Origin of the sequence: Brevibacillus parabrevis (genome assembly GCF_022701015.1) — a bacterium.
Classification (GTDB): Bacteria; Bacillota; Bacilli; order Brevibacillales; family Brevibacillaceae; genus Brevibacillus; species Brevibacillus parabrevis.
Map to the genome: position 1 here is coordinate 2662986 of NZ_CP064090.1, position 22273 is coordinate 2685258.

Annotated in this window: 18 protein-coding genes; 16 read left to right on the forward strand and 2 right to left on the reverse strand. The window is 54.7% G+C overall.

The window, feature by feature from the left end; genetic code table 11:
• Window positions 1-55: 55 nt before the first annotated feature.
• The 13 genes from IRJ17_RS12595 (at window position 56) to IRJ17_RS12655 (ending at window position 17897) form a co-directional block, all read left to right on the forward strand.
• Entirely contained in the window at window positions 56-1831 is a 1776-nt protein-coding gene (locus IRJ17_RS12595; RefSeq protein ID WP_173596877.1) for a sigma-54-dependent Fis family transcriptional regulator, read from the forward strand.
• 142 nt (window positions 1832-1973) lie between these two features.
• Window positions 1974-2543, forward strand: a complete 570-nt coding sequence (gene lepB, locus IRJ17_RS12600; RefSeq protein WP_122963967.1) for a signal peptidase I — start codon at window positions 1974-1976, stop codon at window positions 2541-2543.
• A 93-nt stretch (window positions 2544-2636) separates the two neighbouring features.
• Entirely contained in the window at window positions 2637-4133 is a 1497-nt protein-coding gene (locus tag IRJ17_RS12605) for a helix-turn-helix domain-containing protein (RefSeq protein ID WP_173599121.1), read from the forward strand.
• A gap of 165 nt (window positions 4134-4298) precedes the next feature.
• The gene (hutU, locus tag IRJ17_RS12610; RefSeq protein WP_173599122.1) at window positions 4299-5969 is read left to right on the forward strand and encodes a urocanate hydratase; all 1671 of its coding nucleotides are present in this window, start codon (window positions 4299-4301) and stop codon (window positions 5967-5969) included.
• Between the two features lie 5 nt (window positions 5970-5974).
• Window positions 5975-7249 carry an imidazolonepropionase gene (gene hutI / locus IRJ17_RS12615; RefSeq protein WP_242774911.1) on the forward strand — a complete coding sequence of 425 codons (1275 nt, stop codon included), beginning with the start codon at window positions 5975-5977 and terminating at the stop codon, window positions 7247-7249.
• A complete protein-coding gene (locus IRJ17_RS12620) occupies window positions 7246-8241 on the forward strand; it encodes an agmatinase family protein (protein ID WP_242774913.1) in 996 nt (331 codons plus the stop codon). Before hutI ends, IRJ17_RS12620 begins: the two co-directional genes overlap by 4 nt.
• Window positions 8242-8487: 246 nt before the next feature.
• Window positions 8488-13467 carry an Ig-like domain-containing protein gene (locus tag IRJ17_RS12625; RefSeq protein ID WP_242774916.1) on the forward strand — a complete coding sequence of 1660 codons (4980 nt, stop codon included), beginning with the start codon at window positions 8488-8490 and terminating at the stop codon, window positions 13465-13467.
• Window positions 13468-13574: 107 nt separating this feature from the next.
• Window positions 13575-14087 carry a phage tail protein gene (locus tag IRJ17_RS12630; RefSeq protein WP_122963973.1) on the forward strand — a complete coding sequence of 171 codons (513 nt, stop codon included), beginning with the start codon at window positions 13575-13577 and terminating at the stop codon, window positions 14085-14087.
• Between the two features lie 31 nt (window positions 14088-14118).
• On the forward strand, window positions 14119-14616 hold the full coding sequence (locus tag IRJ17_RS12635) for a phage tail protein (protein WP_173596883.1): 498 nt from the start codon (window positions 14119-14121) through the stop codon (window positions 14614-14616).
• Window positions 14617-14632: 16 nt separating this feature from the next.
• A complete protein-coding gene (locus tag IRJ17_RS12640) occupies window positions 14633-15160 on the forward strand; it encodes a phage tail protein (protein ID WP_122963975.1) in 528 nt (175 codons plus the stop codon).
• Window positions 15161-15293: 133 nt separating this feature from the next.
• Window positions 15294-16238: a GntR family transcriptional regulator gene (locus tag IRJ17_RS12645; RefSeq protein ID WP_242774919.1), complete on the forward strand. Its 945-nt coding sequence runs from the start codon at window positions 15294-15296 to the stop codon at window positions 16236-16238.
• Between the two features lie 87 nt (window positions 16239-16325).
• Window positions 16326-16964 carry a pyridoxamine 5'-phosphate oxidase family protein gene (locus IRJ17_RS12650; protein ID WP_173596885.1) on the forward strand — a complete coding sequence of 213 codons (639 nt, stop codon included), beginning with the start codon at window positions 16326-16328 and terminating at the stop codon, window positions 16962-16964.
• A 108-nt stretch (window positions 16965-17072) separates the two neighbouring features.
• A complete protein-coding gene (locus IRJ17_RS12655) occupies window positions 17073-17897 on the forward strand; it encodes an aldo/keto reductase (RefSeq protein WP_242774922.1) in 825 nt (274 codons plus the stop codon).
• Between the two features lie 170 nt (window positions 17898-18067).
• On the opposite strand, the gene IRJ17_RS12660 is transcribed toward IRJ17_RS12655, so the two are convergent.
• Window positions 18068-18853 (reverse strand): YheC/YheD family protein, encoded by a 786-nt coding sequence (locus IRJ17_RS12660; protein WP_242774925.1) that lies wholly within the window; start codon window positions 18851-18853, stop codon window positions 18068-18070.
• A 186-nt stretch (window positions 18854-19039) separates the two neighbouring features.
• On the opposite strand from IRJ17_RS12660, the gene IRJ17_RS12665 reads away from it, so the two are divergent.
• A complete protein-coding gene (locus IRJ17_RS12665; protein ID WP_122963980.1) occupies window positions 19040-19783 on the forward strand; it encodes an IclR family transcriptional regulator in 744 nt (247 codons plus the stop codon).
• Between the two features lie 48 nt (window positions 19784-19831).
• Here the strand turns inward: IRJ17_RS12665 and IRJ17_RS12670 are convergent, their stop codons facing one another.
• Window positions 19832-20959 (reverse strand): glycosyltransferase family protein, encoded by a 1128-nt coding sequence (locus tag IRJ17_RS12670; protein WP_242774929.1) that lies wholly within the window; start codon window positions 20957-20959, stop codon window positions 19832-19834.
• A gap of 179 nt (window positions 20960-21138) precedes the next feature.
• Here IRJ17_RS12670 and IRJ17_RS12675 point away from each other — a divergent pair, with 179 nt between their 5' ends.
• Both IRJ17_RS12675 and IRJ17_RS12680 read left to right on the forward strand, forming a co-directional pair.
• A complete protein-coding gene (locus IRJ17_RS12675; protein ID WP_122963982.1) occupies window positions 21139-21777 on the forward strand; it encodes a TetR/AcrR family transcriptional regulator in 639 nt (212 codons plus the stop codon).
• A 10-nt stretch (window positions 21778-21787) separates the two neighbouring features.
• Window positions 21788-22261 carry a DUF4188 domain-containing protein gene (locus IRJ17_RS12680; RefSeq protein ID WP_122963983.1) on the forward strand — a complete coding sequence of 158 codons (474 nt, stop codon included), beginning with the start codon at window positions 21788-21790 and terminating at the stop codon, window positions 22259-22261.
• The last annotated feature ends 12 nt before the right edge of the window (window positions 22262-22273 follow it).

Below are 22273 nucleotides of genomic sequence, written 5' to 3' on the forward strand. Positions count from 1 at the left end.
TCCTCCTGTCGCCGCGTTATAATGAGAAAAAGACAAGCAGAGGAGGAACAAGCCGATGTCCTTGCGGGAGATTCAGGAGAGCGTGCAAAAAATCGCCCAGGCAGTCGCCGCCGTGCTGCGAGTGGAAGTAGAGATTGCCGACAGCGATTTTTTGCGAATTGCAGGGACGGGCAAAACCGAATCCGGCGTGTTGCGCACGATGGCAGGCGAAGATCATATTTACCGGGCGTCGCTTGTCAATGGCGAGCCTGTCGTGATTACCCGACCGGGGCAGGATGAAAAATGCCGCCCTTGCACGCATTATGGAAGCTGTGCGGAGACGGGGGAAATATGCTGTCCGATCCGGCTGGATGGGCAAAGCGTAGGCGTGATCGGGCTGCTCGCTTTTGACGACGAACAAAGGGAGCGGTTGTTCGCCGATGTCGAGGCGATTCTCGGCTTTTTGCAAAAAATGGCCGAGCTGATTGCGGTCAAGCTCAAAGAGCACATCATGTACACCAGGCAACAGCTCATTGCCGAAAAGCTGCGTGTCGTCATGGATGAAATGGACAAGGCAATGCTTTTGATCGATCAAAAAAACTGCATCGTCGAAGCGAATCAGCGGGCGCGGCAATATTTGCAACTCGATGCAGACGACAGTCAGGCCGCAGAATGGATTGCCGCCATTCGCTTGGCCGATGGCTCGCAGCCCACGCCCAAGCAAGTGGTGCTTTCGGTTGGCGGAAAAGCCAAAACGTTTTTGTTTGCCATCCGCCCTGTTCAGCTTGGCGACGAGATCAAGGAGTGGGTCATTACGCTCGACGATGCGCAGGAAGTCGTCGAGATGGCGCGCCGGGTCACGGCCACAGATGCAGGGGATGCTTTTGCGGCGATTTCCGGCAACAGCCCTGCGCTGCTCCAGGCCAAAACGATCGCGCGGACAGTGGCGGGCAGCGAATCGACGATTTTGCTCCAGGGAGAGAGCGGCACGGGAAAAGAGCTGTTCGCCAAAGCGATCCATCAGGCCAGTCCGCGGCGGCAACAGCCGCTAATTTCGATCAATTGCGCGGCGATTCCCGAGCATCTGATGGAAAGCGAACTGTTCGGCTATGAAGACGGCACGTTTACCGGCGCGCGAAAAGGCGGAAAGGCAGGCGTGTTTGAGGCGGCTGGCAAAGGGACGTTGTTTCTCGACGAAATTGGGGATTTGCCGATGCACTTGCAAGGCAAGCTGCTGCGGGTGTTGCAGGAAAAAGAGTTCCAGCGGCTGGGCAGCAGCGGAAAAACGCTTCCCGTCGAAGCGCGGATTATCGCCGCGACCCACCTCGATTTGCAGGAGCGGGTCGCGCAAGGCCAGTTTCGCCTCGATTTGTATTACCGCCTGCACGTCATTCCGATTCAACTGCCTGCTTTGCGGGAGCGCAGGGAAGACATTCTTTTGCTCGCCCATGAATTTCTGGCTGCGTATACAAAAACGCTGGGGAAAACGATTCGCGGCTTTTCCCAGGAGGCGCAGTCCGTGCTGTTTTGCCATGACTGGCCTGGCAACGTCCGCGAGCTGGCAAATACGGTTGAATACGCGGCCAATCTGGAAAACTCCGACTGGATACAAGCGGCAAGCCTGCCTGGACACACATTCCGGCTGCAAAAGCCTGCGGAAAGAACGGGACGCACAGATAGCAGCGAAGCGCCAAAGCCGATCGCGACGCTCAAAGAGCTGGAAAAGTCTGCTGTGGCGCAAGCTTTGAATGAAGTGCGGATGCGCAAGGGCAAAAAGGAAGAAGCAGCCGCGCTGCTCGGGATCAGCCGGGCGACGCTGTTTCGGAAAATGCGCGAGTACGGACTGTTGTGACTCTCGCGTGCTGACGTGGATGAAGAGCGAAAAGAGCCGGGGAGCTTATGGGACCGGCTTTTTGGGTTTGCGTCATTTTTGTGATATGATAGAGGGTAGAGGATAGGGGAACGAAGTTGTATGAGAGGAGTGGCATAGCATAATGAAAGAGCTGATGGGATGGGTCCGTTCGATTGCCTTTGCAATCGTCTTCGCTCTGGTTCTCGGAATCTTCGTGTTCCAGCCGTACAAGGTTGATGGTCATTCGATGGACCCTACCTTGCAAGACCAGCAACGCATTTACGTGTCCAAGCTATCGCATACGTTTTCGTATTTGCCGGACTATGGCGATATCGTCGTCATCGACAGTCGCGTGGAACGCAAAAGGTCCCTTGTGGACGATGTCGTCAGTCACCCATTGGTGGCGCTGGTGACAGGGAAAGCGGACGACGACCACTCGATGTACGTCAAGCGAGTGATTGGCAAGCCTGGCGATGTGCTGGAGTTCAAAGACAATCAGGTGTATCGCAACGGCACGGTGCTCAACGAACCGTACATCAAGGAAACGATGGAGTACGTATCCGATGGAAAAGTGACAGTGCCAGCCAACCATATTTTCGTCATGGGGGATAACCGCAACCATAGCACGGATTCCCGTGAGATCGGCTTTATTCCACTTGATCACATCATGGGCACGATGATCCAAAATCCGTTTACAAACGAAGAGAAATAGCAGGAGCAAAGGTTGTCCATTCACGGGCAACCTTTGTTTGCAACAAGAGAAGTTCTCGCATTTTTCTGGCAAGCCGCAAAAGGAGGGCTGACGATGCCCGGCATACTGATTGCAGACAGGGACGCGACAGAGCGGGCCGGGATCAGCTGGCTCGTCGCAAGCTGCGCCATCCCGTATGACCAAGTACATACGGCCGGGACGATGGCGGAAGTGTTTCAGGTGATGGAAGCACACCTGCCGCAAGTCGTCTGCATGGAACTGGATATGATTGACAAGGCGCACTGGGAGCGCTTCAAACTTTTGGTCGCCCAATATCGGCCGATCGTGCTGGTCACGACTTCGGAAGCGACCTTTGAGCGGGCGATGCAAGGAATCGAGCTTTCCGCGCGGGACTTGTGGCTGAAGCCGCAAACACCTGAATACATCCGCCGCGTTTTGACGCGCTGCTGTCAGGAACGCTCAGGAGACGAACGGCTGGAGCCAGGAGCGGGGAGCGTCCAGGGGCTGCGCAAGGAAATCTCGTATCTCGACTTGTTTTTGCCCGGATCGTCGCCAGTTGGTCAGCAAAAAGTCATGCTCGCCCAATTGGAGGATGCCCGCAGACATTCGGAGCTGCTCGACTTTTTTTCCGGCTACCCGTTTCGCGACAAGCCTGTGCTGTTGCCGACCAAAGACGCGATTGCCGCTGTTTTTCCGGCAGACGCTACCTTGTCCTGGTCCCAGTGGCACCAATTCGGCAAGCGCTTGCTGATGGACTGGGAGGCGTCGAGCGATGCTCCGCTTTTTCTCGTCATCCACGATGCCGAAGATTCCGAGCAGAGCTTGCAGCAAAAATACGAGCAGGCGAGCCAGGCGCTGCACTTGCGTTTTTTCAAGGGCTATCGGCAAGTGAGCATGGTGGAAGGCAGCGTAAACTGGCTGATGATCGACCCGTTCCTGACGCCAGGCGAGCAGCGAACGTGGATCGACATGCTGCACAGCGGCAATCGCGAGCAGCTGAAGCAGTGGCTGTATGCGCATTTTTTTTACAAGGACGAGCCGTACCCCGAGCCGGGGCTGTTGCGCATTCGTCTGACCAGCATTCTCGCGCAGGTCAGGCGCTACATGAAGTCGCACGGGCTGGACAGCGCTTTACTCGAAGAAGCGTACCATCGTGTGTTTGAGACGATTTTGTACGCCCCGATCTTGTACCGGATCGTGACGGAGCTGCTGCTTTTTATCAACGAACTGCTCGATACTTTCAACAACAGGGGCGACGAGATCAAAGCGGATGTGATCGAGCAAGCGCTGCGCTACATGGAGGGGCGTTACACCGATCCGGCTTTGCGCCTGGAAGATGTGGCCCGGCATGTCGACCGCAGCCCGGCTTATTTCAGCACGTTGTTTGCGCAGAAGCAAGGCAGCTCCTTCCGGCAAATTCTCACGGCGATGCGGGTGAAGGAAGCGCAGCGCCTGCTGCTGGAAACGGCGTTGTCCGTCCAGGAGGTGGCCGAGCGCAGCGGGTTCGTCAATGCCAATTACTTTAGTAAAATTTTTAAGGAAAAGACGGGTACAACCCCACGTTTGTTACGAAATCAAAAGAAAAGATAGAAATCGAAAGAAAAGAGAGTTTTTTAGAAAATTCAATCTGCTTCCCTTGATTCAATCGAAAGAAGAGGCACCAAATCGAAAGCACGGTGCCTTTTTTGTCTGTTTTCCGGCTTTTACAATATAGCTAAGAGATACACACTCTAAGGAAAAGCAGGTGGAAGCAGGATGACAACGACACAATCCATTGAGCAATTGATTCAGGCTTACTCGGGCACTGAACTGCATACAAAAGGGTGGATTCAGGAAGCGGCGCTGCGCATGCTTTTGAACAATTTGAATCCCGACGTGGCGGAGCGTACGGAAGATTTGGTCGTGTATGGCGGGATCGGGAAAGCGGCGCGCAACTGGGAATGTTTCGATGCCATTGTCAAAACATTGCAAACGTTGGAGAGTGACGAGACACTGCTGATCCAGTCCGGGAAGCCAGTGGCGGTGTTCAAGTCCCACACGGACGCGCCGCGCGTGCTTTTGGCAAACTCTAACCTCGTTCCGGCCTGGGCCAACTGGGAGCACTTCCACGAGCTGGACAAAAAGGGCTTGATGATGTACGGACAGATGACAGCAGGTAGCTGGATTTACATCGGCAGCCAAGGGATCGTCCAGGGAACGTACGAGACGTTTGCGGAGCTGGCTCGCCAGCATTTTGCAGGTACACTCGCTGGCACGATCACGGTTACCGCTGGCCTCGGCGGCATGGGCGGCGCACAACCTCTGGCCGTATCGCTCAATGGCGGCGTGAGCATCAACATCGAGGTCGACCCGACACGCATCCAGCGCAGACTGGATACACGCTACCTGGATGTGATGACAGACAGCCTCGATGAAGCGATCAAAATGGCGGAGGAAGCCAAGCGGGAGAAAAAAGGCATTTCGATCGGACTTTTGGGCAATGCGCCGGAAGTGCTGAATGCGATGCTTGACCGCGGCTTTATACCGGACGTTTTGACGGACCAGACTTCTTCGCATGACCCGCTCAACGGCTACATTCCGGAGGGCATGAGCCTGGAAGCGGCAGCAGAGCTGCGCACGCGCGATCCGAAAGAATACGAGCGACGTTCCAAAGCGAGCATCGCCAACCACGTCCGCGCCATGCTGGCTTTGCAGGAGAAGGGGGCCGTTACGTTTGACTACGGCAACAACATCAGACAAGTAGCGAAAAACGAGGGTGTCGAGGACGCATTCCGCTTCCCTGGCTTTGTGCCGGCTTACATCCGCCCGCAATTTTGCGAGGGCAAAGGCCCGTTCCGCTGGGTAGCGCTGTCCGGCGATCCTGAAGATATTTACAAGACGGACGAAGTCATTCTGCGCGAGTTTTCCTATAATACGCATCTGTGCAACTGGATTCGCATGGCGCAGGAGCGGATTCAGTTCCAGGGACTTCCCTCCCGGATTTGCTGGCTGGGGTATGGCGAGCGGGCGCGTTTTGGCCAAATCATTAACGAGATGGTGGCGCGCGGCGAGCTGAAAGCGCCGATCGTCATTGGCCGCGATCACCTCGACTCTGGCTCTGTCGCTTCGCCAAACCGCGAGACGGAAGCGATGAAAGACGGCAGTGACGCTGTTTCCGACTGGCCGATCCTGAACGCGATGATCAATGCGGTAGGCGGCGCAAGCTGGGTGTCGGTGCATCACGGCGGCGGCGTCGGGATGGGGTACTCCTTGCACGCAGGTATGGTCATCGTGGCAGACGGCACGCCGGAAGCGGCGCGTCGCCTGGAGCGCGTCCTGACCAGCGACCCGGGAATGGGCATCGTCCGCCATGCGGATGCAGGCTACGAGCTGGCGATTCAGACCGCCAAGGAAAAAGGCGTCCACATCCCGATGTTGAAGGAGTAAAAGCGATGAACAAACCAGTATGGATTCGCCATGCCAGCCAGCTTGCCACGCTGGCTGGCGGCACTCACTCTCCGGTGACAGGTGCCAGAATGAACGAGCTGTCCATCATCGAAAATGGCAGCGTCTGGCTGGAAAACGGTGTAATCGAACGCGTCGGCACGGATGAAGAACTGGCTGAGTGGTTCCGCGAACGCGCCCACGAAGCGGATGTCATTGACGCCACAGGCAAACTGGTTACGCCTGGCCTGATTGATCCACACACACATCTGGTACACGCAGGCACGCGGCAAAACGAGTTCAACATGCGGCTCTCTGGCGCTACTTATATGGAAATCATGAACAACGGCGGCGGAATCCACGCCACGACGGCTGCGACGCGACAGGCGACGCATGACGATCTGTATGAGCAGAGCAAGCGGCGGCTCGACCAGTTTTTGCTGCACGGAGTGACGACGGTCGAAGCGAAAAGCGGTTACGGCCTTACTTTGGAAGACGAGATCAAGCAGTTGGAAGTAGCGCAAAAGCTGCATGAAACCCACCCGATCGATCTCGTGAGCACCTTCATGGGCGCACATGCGGTACCGCGCGAGTACAAGGAAACGCCGGATGCGTTTGTCGATCTCGTCATCGAGCAGATGATTCCCGAAGTAGCGCGCCGCAAGCTGGCCGTCTTCAACGATGTGTTTTGCGAGCGTGGCGTGTTCACTCCCGAGCAGTCGCGGCGCATTCTCGAAGCGGGCCGGGAGCACGGCCTTTTGCCGAAAATTCACGCCGATGAGATCGAGCCGTACGAGGGAGCCGAATTGGCGGCGTCTCTGGGAGCGGTGTCCGCCGATCATTTGTTGCGGGCGTCAGATGCGGGCATCGAGCGAATGGCGGAAGCAGGCGTCATCGCGGTACTGCTGCCGGGAACGGCCTTTTTCCTCATGGCGGAGTCCGCAAACGGCCGCAAAATGATTGACCGTGGCGTGGCAGTCGCGATCTCGACCGACTGCAATCCCGGCTCCTCGCCTACTGTCTCGATGCCGCTCATCATGAACCTCGGCTGCCTGAAAATGGGCATGACCCCGGCAGAAGTGCTGACGGCGGCGACGATCAATGCGGCACACGCGATCCGTTGCGCCCACGAGGTCGGCAGCATCGAGGCCGGAAAAAAAGCCGATGTTACCATTTTTGCTGTGCCTGACTTCATGACGCTGCAATACCGTTACGGTGTGAACCATGTGGATACGGTAATCAAAAACGGAGCAGTAGTCGTGGCGGGAGGGCGGCTCGTATGACGGCATACCCGTACCCGCTGCTTAAACCGCCCAGCTTTGCCTGGGACAGGAGTGCCGCGCCAGCCGAGCCAAAAGTGAGCGAATGGATCAAGACGCTAGAGGTGGCAACGGCGGGCAGCACTGATTGGAGCGACTACGACGTAGCGCTGCTCGGAGTGCCGCTTTCCCGTTCGTCCATCTCGGCCTCGGCCGCCAGCGAAAATCCAGATGCGATGCGGCGGGCGTGGAAATATTTTACGACGTACAATCTCGATTACGATGTCGACCTGCAATCGCTTCGCGTGGTCGATCTGGGCGACGTCAGGCAGCATGTTACCGACATCGCCCAGTGCCACCGCAACATTCGCGAAGCCATGGCGCACATGCGCACGAACCATCCTCAGCTTTTGCCCATGATGATGGGCGGCGATCACTCGATTACGGCCATGCTGATCAAAGGCTACAAGGACGTTCACACGGACGAGCGGGTAGGCATTTTGCAGCTGGACACCCATTTTGACTTGCGCGACCTGACGGATAACGGACCTTCGAACGGCACGCCGATTCGCAATTTGATCGAAAGCAAGACGATCCAGGCCGAGGACGTTCACAACATCGGTTTGCACGGCTTTTTCAATGCCCGGTCGCTCAAGGCTTACGCGGATGAGGCAGGCGTGCGCTATACGACGCTGCGCCAGGCGCGGCAAAAAGGCGTTGCCCAAACCGTGCAGGAAGCGCTCGAACGGCTGGCGGCACAAGTCGATACGATTTATTTGACCGTCGATATGGATGTGCTCGACATCGGCTACGGGCCGGGCGTCCCTGCTTCTACTCCCGGGGGTATGCGGGTCGACGAGCTGTTTGACGCCGTCTATGAGGCAGGCTTGCACCCGAAGGTCAAAGCCATGGACATCGTATGTCTCGACCCGTACAAAGACCGGACGGAGGCGACAGTCAAAACAGCCGTTCATGTGATGCTGTCCTTTTTGACGGGATATCGGCAGCGAAAGTAATTTTTGGCGTCAAATCTGCTCCTGCAAATGTTTTTTTGCTTGGCGAACCGTTGTTTCTCTGCTGCTGACAGAGGGACAGCGGTTTTTTGTCGAAAAAAAGCTAACTTTAGTAAGGTTCTTTTTCAAGCAAATTTTGGTAGAATTTACTTGCCATTTCTTGGGTTATCCATGACGGAAGAAAGTCAGCAGAAGACGAGGGAATGAGCCATTTTTACTATTTGCGAAAGGAGGAATGGAGAGGCCGATATGAAAAAGATGCTTTCAAGGCTGTTGTCCATGTTGTTGGTTTTTTCGCTGGTGCAGCCGATGGTGTTGCCTGAGCGTGTTGCCGTAGCCAAGGTAGAAGATCCGTTTCAAATCGTTGTCGATGAAGATTTTTTTGTAGATCCTATGGGTGCGTATCCGTACGGGGAAGCAGATGGCCTAGGAGGAAACAATCGTGTATTTGTCGGGTATGACGCTGCTTTTGGACCTTCGAATGCTGCAATGAAGTTTCATTTGGGGCCAGACAAGGTGGACTTTGGCCGAAAGATCGAATCTGCCCAATTGAAGCTTTACCTGACCAAAGTGGACAGGACAGGGGGCGAGCCTTTTCTCGACCTGTATGGAGTGGACAATGACTCCTGGTCGCAGTTGGACATGACCTTGCCTGCTACCGGCACTGCCCTTGGAAAAGCTCCCGCGTCCGGCTCGAGTTTGCAAAAGGACAGCTGGGTGTCTTTTGATGTGACTGATTACATCAAGCTCCAATCGAACGACAAAGTGGCGAGCTTTGTGCTAAAGGGTGCTCAAACCGCTCCGCCTATCCCAAATGCGCAAGTACAAGTCCTTTTTTACGACAAAGCTTCCAACAACTCACCTTTGCTTCCCAGACTCGAAATCAAGTATGTCGATAACTCCCCACCGACAGACATTTCACTCAGCAAACAATCCGTAAAAGAAAATCTGCCACCGAACACGCTGGTCGGAACATTGAGCGCGACAGACCCTGACAGCGAAGACCAAGGGAATTTGACCTTCGAGCTCGCAGGGGGCGATCAAAGCGCCTTCAAGCTGGTTGACAACAATTTGTACACAACGCAATCGTTTGACTACGAAGCGAAAAGCAGCTATTCCGTCTCGATCAAGGTAAGCGATCCGTCGGGAGGCTCATTCACCAAAGCTTTTACCATTCAAATCGAGGATGTGCAGGAGCCGCCTACCTCTGCCGAGCTGAAAATCAATGGCGGAATGCTGGCCACCGGTTCCAGTCAGGTTAATCTGCAGGCAACCGTTGTCGACCCCGATACGGGCAAGCCGTTAGAGGTGCGTTTTTCCAATGCGTCCGATCAGTGGACGGAGGACTGGAAGCCTTACAGTGCGGCTACCTCCTATAACTGGGCGCTGACTGCGGGCGACGGAGCGAAGACCGTCTATATGCAGGCGCGTGACGAGGCTCACAACCAAATTTCCGCGAGCGCCAATATCACGCTGGATACGACACCTCCTGTGGTATCTGGAGTGAGCAATAACGGCTCCTACTCGCAAGCAGTGACAATCACATTCAACGAAGGAACAGCGACATTGGACGGCGCTGTATTTGTCGGCGGCGGAACGGTAACGGCAGATGGCGACCATACATTGGTCGTGACAGATATGGCCGGCAATACGACGACCATTCGCTTTTTTCTGGACACAACTCCTCCGACGGGAACGCTTGTGATCGAAAACGGCAAGACGTTCACGACGACACGGGACGTTGCACTGACGATCACGGGTACAGACGGCGCGGGAAGTGGACAAATCCAGATGAGCTTTTCCAATGACGGAACGACTTGGTCTACTTGGGAGCAGCTTGCCGCCACCAAAGCATGGCAACTGGCTGCTGGAGACGGAAACAAGACCGTGTACATGAAGCTCAAGGATGGCGAAGGGCATGAGCAGCAATATTCTGACAGCATCATGCTGGATACGGTTCCTCCGGTAGCCACCATGTCCATTAAAGGCACGAATGCGGGCAATACGGCGACTTCCACGGCAGCAGTGAAGCTGTTGTTCGAAGCGACAGACGCTAACGGGCCGGTAGAGGTGAGCCTGTCCAACACTGACGGCGTGTTCGCGGACGGCTGGCAGCCGGTGCAACCGGAAATGTCCTGGACGCTCACGAATGGCGACGGCACCAAAACCGTCTACGCCAAATTCCGCGATCAGGCCGGGCATGAAACGAGCAAATCAGCGAGCATTTTGCTGGACACGGTTCCGCCAGTCGTGACAGGAGTTGCGGCGAACCAGATTTCCAAGCAGGCTGTTACGGTTCAGTTTTCGGAAGGAACAGCTTTGCTGAACGGCCAGCCTTTCAGCGGCGGGGATACGATCTCCCAAGACGGGGCTTACACGCTTGTCGTCACAGACGAGGCGGGCAATGTCACAACGCTGTCTTTTACCGTGGATCAGACGAAGCCGCAAGGAACGATGACGATCGGCAATGGCGACACTCACACGAATCAATCGCAAGTCAGCTTGCAGTTGAACGTGACGGATTTGACTTCCATGACCACTGTCTATTCCAATGACGGGGCCAACTGGAGTTTGCCAGAGCCGTACGCAAGCACGAAGACATGGACGCTTGCTCCCGGAGACGGAGAGAAGCGAGTCACGGCAAACATAACAGATGCAGCAGGGAATACCGCTACATTGGAAGCGACCGTCATCGTCGACCAGACGGCTCCGACCGGAAGCTTCACGATCAATGACGGCGCGAGTGCGACAAACGCGAAGCAGGTGGCACTGAAGCTGCAATACGCCGATGCCGACGATCAGTTGCAAATGCGCTTTTCTCCGACAGGCAGCGGCGATTGGTCTGGATGGGAAGCGGTACAGGAGACAAAATCGTGGACTTTGTCAGACGGGGATGGCGCGAAGACGGTATTTTTGCAAATACGCGATCGTGCTGGCAACGTGCTTGACCTGCAAAAGTCAATTACTCTCGATGCGACTGCTCCTGTCGTAACAGGCGTTGACGATGAGGGCGTGTACAACTCAGACAGGCTGATTACTTTCTCGGAAGGAACAGCTACGCTGAACGGCGCGCCATTCGCGAGCGGCACGACTGTCACGGAGCAAGGAAACTACACGCTTGTCGTGACAGACGAAGCCGGAAACAAGACGATCGTCGTCTTCTCCATCGACAAGACGCCGCTGTTTGGCGCCTTCTCGATCAATGAAGATGCGCCGTTCACCACCTCGCGAGACGTGACCTTGCACGTGACAACAAGCAAAAGTGCAGCTGACACAAGCATGTCTTTCTCGATGGACGGTACTACATGGAGCGTGCCAGAACCTTTTGCACTAACAAAAGCGTGGCAATTGTCAGTCGGTGACGGTGTCAAAACCGTCTATGTGAAATTGCTGCACAAATCGGGTTACATCGCGAACATGCAAGATGAAATTACGTTGGACACAACCTTGCCGTCAGGGTCGCTCAGCATTAATGGAGGGGCCAGCGTGACGCAGGATCAAACGGTCAATCTGACTGTCACCGCTACTGATGCCAATGGACCTGTCCAGGTTCGCTTCGCCAACGAAAGTAATGCATGGAGCGCCTGGAACGATGCGGTTCCGACACAGACGTGGATGCTTTCTGCTAACGACGGGCAAAAAATCGTCCACATGCAGATGCGTGACAAGGCGGGCAATGTAGCCGACGTCTCCGCCAACATCGAGCTTGATATGGAAGCGCCTGTCGTTTTGGGCGTGGAGAACGGCAAAAGCTACAAAGACGATGTGCAGATTACGTTCAACGAAGGGACGGCAACCCTCGACGGTCAGCCGTTTACCAGCGGAACGACCGTAAGCAGTGAAGGCGAGCATGAGCTTGTCGTCACGGATGCCGCGAGCCATGTCACACGGATTGCCTTTACGATTGACAAGACTGCTCCGCAAGGCACGTTTGCCATCAACAGCGGCGCGCAAACATCCAGCTCCGTCTACGTGACGCTGAATGTAACCGCCACGGACTCGCTAGGGACGGTAGAAATGCGTTTTGCCAATGAAAACGAGGGCTGGAGCGATTGGCAACAGGTCGCTGCAAGCACGTCTTGGCGGCTCGCGTATGGCAATGGCATGAAAAAGGTGCTGCTGCAACTGCGCGACGAAGCGCATAACACGACCGAGCTGGAAGCGCAGATCAGGCTGTCTGTCTATCAGCCGCCAAGCGCGGTCAAGGTAACGGGTGTGGAGCTGGACGTTCGCCAGTTGGTGCTAAAAGCTGGCGAGACGCACGAACTGAAGGCCGTGATTCAGCCGGAAAATGCGACTGACAAGCGGGTCAAGTGGGAGAGCAGCGATCGTGCCGTAGCAGAAGTGAATGAGCAAGGCAAGGTCGTGGCCGTAGCACCTGGTACCGCGCGCATCACCGTCACAACGGCAGACGGCGGCTATACCGCAACGGCGGACGTAACCGTCAAGGCAACTGTTTCTGACGTTTTGCAGGCATCACAAAAAGCATTTCGCCTGAAGCCCAAAGAGCGGCAAAGCTTCCAAATCTTCAAGGTGGATGGCGCTAAAAAGGTCGACATCACCACGGATGAAGCGGTAGAGTATTCCACCGAAAACGATCTTGTCACGGTGACAGCGGGCGAGATTCAGGCAGGCAGCAAAACGGGCAAAGACATAATCACGGTTTCGTATGAAGGGCAAGAGCTGCACATCCCCGTTACGATTGCAAGCGGTACAGACGCCAGAATCAAGCTGCTGACTCGCAGCGAAGGCGTGCTGGAAGTAGACGAGGAGCGGCAGCTGGAGCTTGTCATGCTGGACGGTGACGAGACCGAAGATATTACCGAGCAGGCAAACTGGATATCCTCCGATCCTGAAGTCGTGGAGGTAACAGAAGAAGGCAAGCTGATCGCCAAAGCGACTGGTACCGCGGTAATTTCCGGAAAAGTGGACAAGAGCAAATTCCGGGTTCGCCTCATGGTTGTAGAGGAGAAAATCCCGGTTCGCTTGGAGGCTGCTCCTTCGTATGTGCGTCTGAAAGAAGGTCAGGAAAAGCCGATTACTTTGATCGGAACATACAGCAAAAGCTATACAGATCTCATTGCAGAAGAAGTGGAATGGGCGGTCGAGGACCCCGAGATTGCGGAAGTAGTCGACGGAAATGTGGTCGCCAAACAAGCCGGAAGAACTGCGATTACGGTCACCTACAAAGGCAAGACAGCCAAAATCACAGTAGAGGTCAGGCAGTAGCAAGCAACAGGAGAGAGGTGCCAGCTGGATGATTTAGCTGGCCCTTTCGCAATAGGATGTGCGCTTTTTCTGATCCGCCACAAGCAATCAAGGAGGCAGCGACAAAGATGGAATCAATTTTGGGAGAAATCAGAATGTTTGCCGGAGAATTTGCGCCAGTAGGCTGGGCCTTTTGCAACGGTCAATTGCTCAGCATCGCGGAAAATGATGCATTGTTCAACCTGATTGGGACGACCTATGGCGGCGATGGCATGACTACGTTTGGCCTTCCTGATTTGCGTGGGCGGGTTCCCGTCCATCAGGGAAAAAATCCGCGTACGCAAACAACCTTTTCTATCGGGGCAAAAGGGGGAACAGAGACGGTACACCTGCAGACAAACCAATTGCCGATCCACACCCACACGGTCAACGTGTCGTCAGCAGAAGGCACAGAAATCGAGCCGGGCCAGCACGTATGGGCAAAACGAATCGTGCAATTCTCGCAAAATCCCGCCGCAATCCAGATGAGCCCAGGCTCTGTAACATTTGAGGGCGGAAACCAGCCGCATTCCAACATGATGCCGTTTACCGTAATCAGCTTCATTATTGCCACGCAAGGCTATTATCCACCGCAATCATAAGGAAACTATTAACCACTGGAGGTTGACGATCATGTCAGAACCGTATGTCGGCGAAATTCGCGCCTTTGCTTTTCCTTTTCCGATGAGAGGATGGGCGCTGTGCGATGGGCAGATTTTGCCGATCAACCAAAATCAGGCGCTGTACTCCATTATCGGAACAACCTACGGAGGGGACGGAAAAACGACGTTTGCCTTGCCGGATTTGCGGGGCAGAGTGCCTGTGCATGTCGGAAATGGCGTGGGGTATGGACAAGCTGGCGGTGAGGAGGTCCATGCTCTGACGGTTCGCGAAATGCCGCAGCATCAGCACGTGGCCAAGCCTCTTGTCACAACGGGCGTAACGGAAAAAGCAGTTGCGAACGTATGGGCCAAGACGGATTATCAGGCATTTGCTGCCCAGCCTAATGCGACGATGCGCCAGGATGCTCTGCTCACAACGGGCGGGGGCCAGCCGCACTATAACATGCAGCCGTATCAGGTGTTCAATTACTGCATTGCCACCCAAGGAGTATATCCGAGCCGCGATTGATAGAGGAGGAAAACGAATGGAAGCCTATTACGGGGAAATTCGCATTTTTACAGGAAAGTTCGCTCCAAGAGGCTGGGCTTTTTGCGATGGAGCCTTAATGCAAATTCGGCAGAATACCGCTCTGTACGCCATCCTGGGCACGAGATTTGGCGGAGATGGCATAAACACCTTTGCTCTGCCTAATTTGCAAGGGGCGGCACCTATGCACCATGGAGCAGCGCCGGATTTGACGCCGCGCACGATTGGCGAGCAGGGCGGGAGCAGCGAGGTCGGACTGACGATTCAGGAGATGCCTGCGCATACGCACATTCCCAATGCAGCGGAAAAGCCGACGACGAACAATCCGGACGGGATGATCTGGGCGAACACGGAAGGCAGAGGACGTGTCTTTGCCTATGGAGCGCCGAACGCTTCGGAGCAGACTCCTTTCAGCCAAGCCGCGATTTCAGTTGCGGGTGAAGGAATGCCGCACAACAATCGACAGCCGTTTTTGGGTGTTCACTATATCATTTGTCTGGAAGGCGAATTTCCACAAAAGCCGTAACAAAAGCCTGATCTCAAAAAGAAGTGCCAGATGCGAAGCTGCCCTGCATCTGGCACTTGCTTTGTCCGATTGACCTATTGTAAGATGACAGAATATTACTGCGATACCGTTTCCTTGGGGTGATTTGATGCAGATGCCTGTCCATGATTCATCCTCGATCTCTGTCTCTGTTCAATTGAAAGAGCAGCTAAAAAGTTTGATGGAACAACGAATTTATCAGCCACGCGAAACATTGCCAGCAGTCCGTGCGCTATCCGGCTTTTTGCGGCTGAATCAGGATACCGTGCAAAAGGCGTACGAGGCGCTGAAAGCAGAGGGCTACGTCACGATTGGAAACGATGGCGAAGCAGTGGTTGCGGACCCGCTCCCGAGAAAAAGCGGATTGCCCGCTGCGAGTGGCATTTCTTCGCGAGAGCAGCAGAAGGATGCCGCTGTTTCACCGCCCGTTTCAGGAAAGCCGGGACATCCGGCCAGCTTCAAGCGGGAGGAAAGGACGAAGCCAGCGATCCTGTTTGCCGAGTGCAATGTCGTGCAAGTGCAGGAGTACGCAGTCGAGCTGGAAAAAGCGACAGGCTACACGGTGAAGCCATGCCTGATCAAAGACTTGGACCAGTTTGCCACAAGCATCGTGAACGGCTACTACGATCTCGTCGTCACGACGTTTTTGCATATAGAAGAAGTGCAAAAATGGCTGGATCGTCTGGAAGGAGACAACGTGCCGATCGTCATCGGCTGCCTGTTGGATTCCAATCTCCAGTCGATCCGCGAGCTTCAGCAATTGCCGCCCGGAAGCCTGGTCGGAATCGGGGGCACGACCTGGGAGGGCGCGCACAATTTCCGCCAGTCGATTATGAATGCCGGGATGACTCATCTGGAGCTTTTGGTCGGCACGATGGAGTACCCCTCATCCCTGGATGAAGTGCTGGCGGCCAAGCCCGAGCTGATTGTCTGCACCAGCATCGTCGGTGCTTATTTGAAAAGGCAGGCGCGTTTTTTGCCGCTGCTGATTGAAGATCGCTTCTTGAATGTCCAGTCGGTGCAGTACATTCAGCAATTCGTCGAAGGCTTCCGGCAGTGAGCAAAGCAAATCCCCGGACTTGTCCGCCGATCGTTATGGTATGATGAAGGGGAGAGCTTTTCCACAAAAGGAAAAAGAGGTGCTATCATGTCAGGATTCGGAATATTTCGTGAAGTAATCACATCGGAAACCCAATTGCGGGAAATTTTCGGAGAGCCGAGCCGTCTGGTGCAAAACAAGGTGATTACCCAACTGGACGACCATTGCCGCAATTATATAGCCCAGTCGCCTTTTTTGATTATCTCGACTGCCGACGAAAAAGGAAACTGTGACGCATCCCCGCGCGGCGATGCTCCAGGCTTCGTGCACATCGTCGACGACCACCATCTGGTTATCCCGGAGCGCCCGGGCAACAAGCGGATGGATTCGATCACCAACATCCTCGTGAATCCGCACATCGGCCTGATTTTTTTGATTCCGACCTTGGAAGAAACGCTGCGGATCAACGGTCGGGCGTGCATCATCCAGGATCAGGATATTTTGGAGAAAATGGCGGTCAAAGGCAAGGTGCCGACGCATGGAATCGGCGTGCAAGTGGAAGAATGTTACGCCCATTGCGCCAAGGCGTTCATGCGCTCCGGGCTGTGGAAGCCGGACACGTGGCCTGAGGCTGGAACGACCCCGGATATCGCCAAAATGATCGCGGATCATGTGAAGCTGCCCGGTTTAGGGGCGAAAGAAGTGGCTGAGGGATTGCAGGATAGCTATAAAAATCGGTTGTACTAAAAGGTGGGCTTTTTGCCAGCTTGTATGAGACAAGTTTTCCGATCGACCAACCTGTGATATACTTTCTTAATGTAAGTACATAAACAGCGTTAGTCGGGAGGAGATCGGATGGCAACAAAAATCACGGATCGTTCCGTTTTGAACAACGGAGTGGAAATGCCTTGGTTGGGCCTGGGTGTCTGGAAAGCAAAGGAAGGCAACGAAACAGTGGCAGTCCGCTCGGCTATTGAGGCGGGTTACCGCAGTGTGGACACGGCAGCTGTCTACGGCAACGAGGAAGGCGTAGCAGAAGGTATCCGTCAGGCGGGAATCGATCGCGATCAGCTGTTCATCACGACAAAGGTTTGGAATGCGGATCAAGGCTATGAGTCGACGCTCAAAGCTTTTGACGTGAGCATGAAAAAGCTGAAGCTCGACACGCTTGATTTGTACCTGGTCCACTGGCCGGTAAAAGACAAGTTCGTGGACACGTGGAGAGCCTTGGAAAAGCTGTATCGGGACGGCTACGTGCGCGCGATCGGCGTGAGCAATTTCCACATTCACCATCTGGAAGAGCTGCGCAAGCACAGCGAAATTACGCCGGTTGTCAACCAGGTCGAATACCATCCGCTGCTCACGCAAAAGGAGCTGCATGCGTACTGCAAGGATCGCGCTATCCAGCTGGAGGCGTGGAGCCCGCTGATGCAAGGAAACCTCGATCATCCGCTGCTGGTGGAACTGGGACAAAAATACGGCAAATCGCCTGCGCAAATCGTCATTCGTTGGGATTTGCAAAACGGGGTCGTCACAATCCCGAAATCGATCACGCCTGCTCGGATTGAGCAAAATGCCGACGTCTTTGATTTTGCGTTGAGCGCGGAAGACGTGGACAAAATCAGTGCGTTGAACGAGAACAAGCGCTTTGGGCCAGACCCGGACAACTTCGATTTCTAAAATCACGGTGATAATAGCAGGGGGCTGTCCCGAACGTCTCGCGCAGACGAAGGGGATGTGCCCCTTTTCTTTTGCCTTTTCCTGGTCGAACAAGATCAAGGCAAGGCGTGCTCAAAAAAGGCAAAGCCCCCGCCGGACGATTTCGTCCCGATCAGGAGCTTGTGCCCGGTTTATCTGCGCCCGCGATAGGCAACGATCGTTCTGTACACGCTTTTGTCCGCGAGCTTCAAAAATAGTGAGATGTCAGGACGCAAGTTTGCTTCAATGATCCACACCCGCCCTTTTGCATCGACGCCCATGTCCAGGCCGAAAACGCGCTGACTCGTATAGTAGCGGGACAGACGCTGGGCAGCGAGCAGAGCAACCTGCCGCATGCGGGCGATGACGGCAGCGGGAGAAGCGCCGCGAATGTTCGAGCGGTGGAGGGCTGTGGAGAGCGGGAGCACTTTGCCGCCGCTGCGCTTGATGTTGGTTATGATATAGCCGCGTCCGGCCACTTTGGCAAGCATTCCGGTCACGACCCAAGGCTGACCGCTTTTTCGCTGCACCATGACTCTGACGTCAAACAAAGATCCGCTGACGCGAGCCAAAGAGATGCCTCGCTGCACGAGATAGCGGCTGTTAATTTTTTTGCGCAAATACTTGTAGGTCGATTTTTTGCTGTGCTTGGTCTTGCGTTTGGCACCGCGCTGGATGCGGTATTTGCTGCGCCCCAGTCCGGTTACGAGAATGACTCCGGCTCCGCCGCTGCCTGCGGCTGGCTTGGCGATCACTTTGCTGTAGCGATCGAGGAAATCGTACAAGGCGCGTTTGGAAAAGGGACGCGTGCGCGGCAATGCGCCGGACAGGGTGGAGCTTGCGCGCAAGACGTAGTATTTGGTAAGCTTGGACTCGCTTTTTTTGCCCAAAGAGGTCATTCCCCCAATCGAAACATGAAACGTCTTTTGCTTCTTCATAATGTATGTGCAGCTTGTTTCAGCGCTTGTGGGAATGTCCTTGCTGTCAAAAAATAGGTAGGATATGGCGGGGAGGGCGAAGATTCGCTCTTTACTATGCCTTTAATTTTTGTATACTGAAAAGTAGCATATTTGTTTCATCAGATGAAACGAACGGAACCAAGTAGGAAGAAGGGGTAAGAAACAATGGATGAACAAAAAGCAAACGTTCGCTCTGTCGAACGTGCTTTGGATATCCTGCTCTGTTTTACGGACGCCACAGACCTTGGGCTTAGTGAGATATCGAGTCGCCTTTCCTTGCATAAAAGCACCGTGCATCGTCTGCTGGCGACGCTGGAGAACAAGGGCTTTCTCATCCGTGATGTTCAGACGGAGAAATACCGGCTGGGCTTTCGAATCTGGGAGCTTTCGGCCAATTTGACGCATAACGATGATCCGGCTACGCTTCTCTTGCCTGAGATGGAGAGATTGCGGGATTTGGTCGAAGAAACAATCAGCCTGTATGTGCGAGATGGAAACGAGCGGATACGTATTCAGGCTGTGCAGAGCAGACAACCGATTCGCCGGGTCGCTCCGATCGGGGCGCGCATGCCACTGGCTGTGGGAGCGTCCAGCAAGGTGTTGGTGGCTTATGCCGATCCGTATGTGCTGGAGCAAGTCTTGAACGATCCGAACTGGCCCGACTTCGTGAATCAGGAAGCGTACATCGAGCAGCTCGACCAGATCAGAAGACAAGGATTTGCCACCAGTGTGGAGGAACGGGAGCTTGGGACAGCGGCGGTCGCGGTTCCGATCTTCAACCGCAACGGGCAGCTTGTCGCATCGATTGCGGCTTCTGGCCCGTCCAATCGTCTGACACCGGAAAAAATGAGCCAGTACGCGCCGTACATTATGGAAGCAGCCTATCGCATGGGAAAAATGATGAAATAACGCCAAAAGCCAACACAGCTTCTGCTCAAGGAGCGTGTTGGCTTTTGGCTATTTGCGGTAGCTAAATTCCGTTTGCAGGACGCGCCAGAAAGACTGGACGGCGTTGTCGGCGAGAAAGCGCTCCCCGCGCGACCGCACGTACGCGCTCATGTCCGCGTAATAGGCCGGGTTGCGCAGCTTTTCGTAATGAAAAGCGATGTCGTGGGCATCTTGCACGAAAAGGGGATACGCTTCTCCGAGCAGAGCGAGATTGCCGAGCGTCCGGGTCGTCAGCACGGGTACGCCGAGCGCCATGCATTCGATGATCCGCGACAAGTAGGAGTGGGACGGGTTTTGGTCCGGAGTGTTGTCGTAGAGCAGCGCAATGCCGATCCCGCTCTGGACGATCATTTTTTTCGTCGCCCACATCGATTTTTGCCCGTGGTCGGCCACTCCGGGCGTGCGCAGCAGAAGCCGCGCTTTCTTTTGATAGCTCCCGACGATGGACGGGTAAAGGACGCGCAGCTTCGCCTGCGGAACCGATTTGCGGATCAGGCGGATCGCTTTGGTGGCTACAGCAAGTCCATAGCGCGGTCGGATGACGCCTGCCCAGATCAGGTGCAGCGGATCTCCCGGCTGACGGATGAGCGCCCCGTCTTCCTGATGCTCGACAAACTGGGGCAGCACCTGGATTTTGCGGTTCAGTTCCTTTTCCGCGTATTTGGCTTTGCTTAACTGGTAGCGGCGATAGCGCTCGGCGTTCGGCTCGGTCTGGAAAAAAACGACACGGGAATGCTGAAAGATGTGATCCAGCCTGCCCATGATGTACGGATCGCGCAAGTTGTACTGGACGGCCAAATACAGCAGCTTTTTGCCGAGGGACGGCTTTTTTTCCACCAGATGAAACGCTTCGTTGCGGCCGCGGATAAACAAAAAGTCGTAGTTGTGCTTTTGGTCGCGGGCAATGAGGTCGTCGACGAGCTGGTCGGATTTGTAAAAGCGGACGTGTTCAAACGTAAAGCCGCCCATCCCGTTGCGAAACTGAAAAGGGAGGACGCAGTCGAGCACGTACCGCTTGCGTTCGTTTGCCCCAAGCTTCGCCACTTTGCGGTCGAGGGAGCGCAGCAAAATAAAAAATTGCAGGACGTTCCCCTTTGGCTTGAACTCGATGAGATTGCAGGAAAAACAAATTCTCACGGGGGATTCTCTCCTTCAACAAGGCTCTTTCCCTATCGTATGGGTTTTTGGGCCATTGGCTACTGGGGGAGGAGAAATCAGCAAGCGATTTTGAGTTTTGTTTACTCTAATAAAAAACTTTACTAAAGTTAACTCAAGTGCTATCCTAGTCTTGGGTGTAACTGGAAGGGAAGGAAACAATGGCTGAAACGATTTCGTTGCGTGAGAAAAAGAAAGCGAAGACGAAGCTCGCCTTGCTGGAGGCAGCGCTTGCGCTGATCAACGAAGGCACATTCCGCAGCGTGCTTGTGGATGACATATGCGCGCAGGCAGAAGTCTCCAAGGTGACCTTTTTCAAATTTTTCCCGCAAAAAGAAGAGCTGCTGATTTATTTTATGAGCATTTGGCAGGTGCGGTGTTACAAAGAGCTGGCAGACAACGGGAAGCGAGGCTTTGCCGCCGTGCGCCACGCTTTTTCCATGGTGGCGGAATATGCGGAAAAGCAGCCTGGAATCATGCTCAGCCTGATCAGTTTTCTCGCCGAGCAAAAGATGCATCCGTGCGTTCCGGCACTGTCGGAGGCGGAACTGTCCTTGCTGTTCCCCGATGTCGAAGCGGCGCAGCGAGCTGAAATCGGCGGCAAGAACATGCACCAGATTTTTGAGCAGTGTGTGCAGGAAGCGCGCGAAGACGGACAGTTGGTTGCTCATGTCAGCAACGAAGAGGCAGTCGTTTTGTTATTCTCGATGTTTTACGGAGCGTATTTGTCGGCGCATTTGTTTCATTCTGATGATTTCATGGCTTACTATGAGCTTCATCTCAAAACGTTGACAAGGTAGGGGATTGCAGATGGCAAACGTAATGCCAGGGCGGTATACGGCAAAAGTGGATGGGTCTTACGTGGTGTTCATTATCGGTATGCGAATCAACCAGCTGCTGGCAGTGCACAAATGGGTTCCGGTGGCGAAGGCAATGGGCGGGATGATGCAGGAGCTGTATCAAAATCCCGAACTCGGGTTTTTGGGCAGCCGCTCCAGCGTCAACATGCGGACAATTACGCAGATTCAATATTGGCGGTCGTTTGAGCATTTGGAAAAGTATGCGCGGCATGCGCCCCTTCACCTGACAGCGTGGCGAAAATTCAATCAGGCGGTAGGGACGGATGGCTCGGTAGGGATTTATCACGAGACGTATCTGGTGGAAGCAGGAAACTACGAGTGCGTGTACGTCAATATGCCTGCTTTTGGCCTGGGAGAAGTGGGAGAGCTGGTTCCCGCCACAGGCAAGCGGGAATCAGCCCGACAGCGAATCAACAAAGAATAAGCGCGTCGGCAA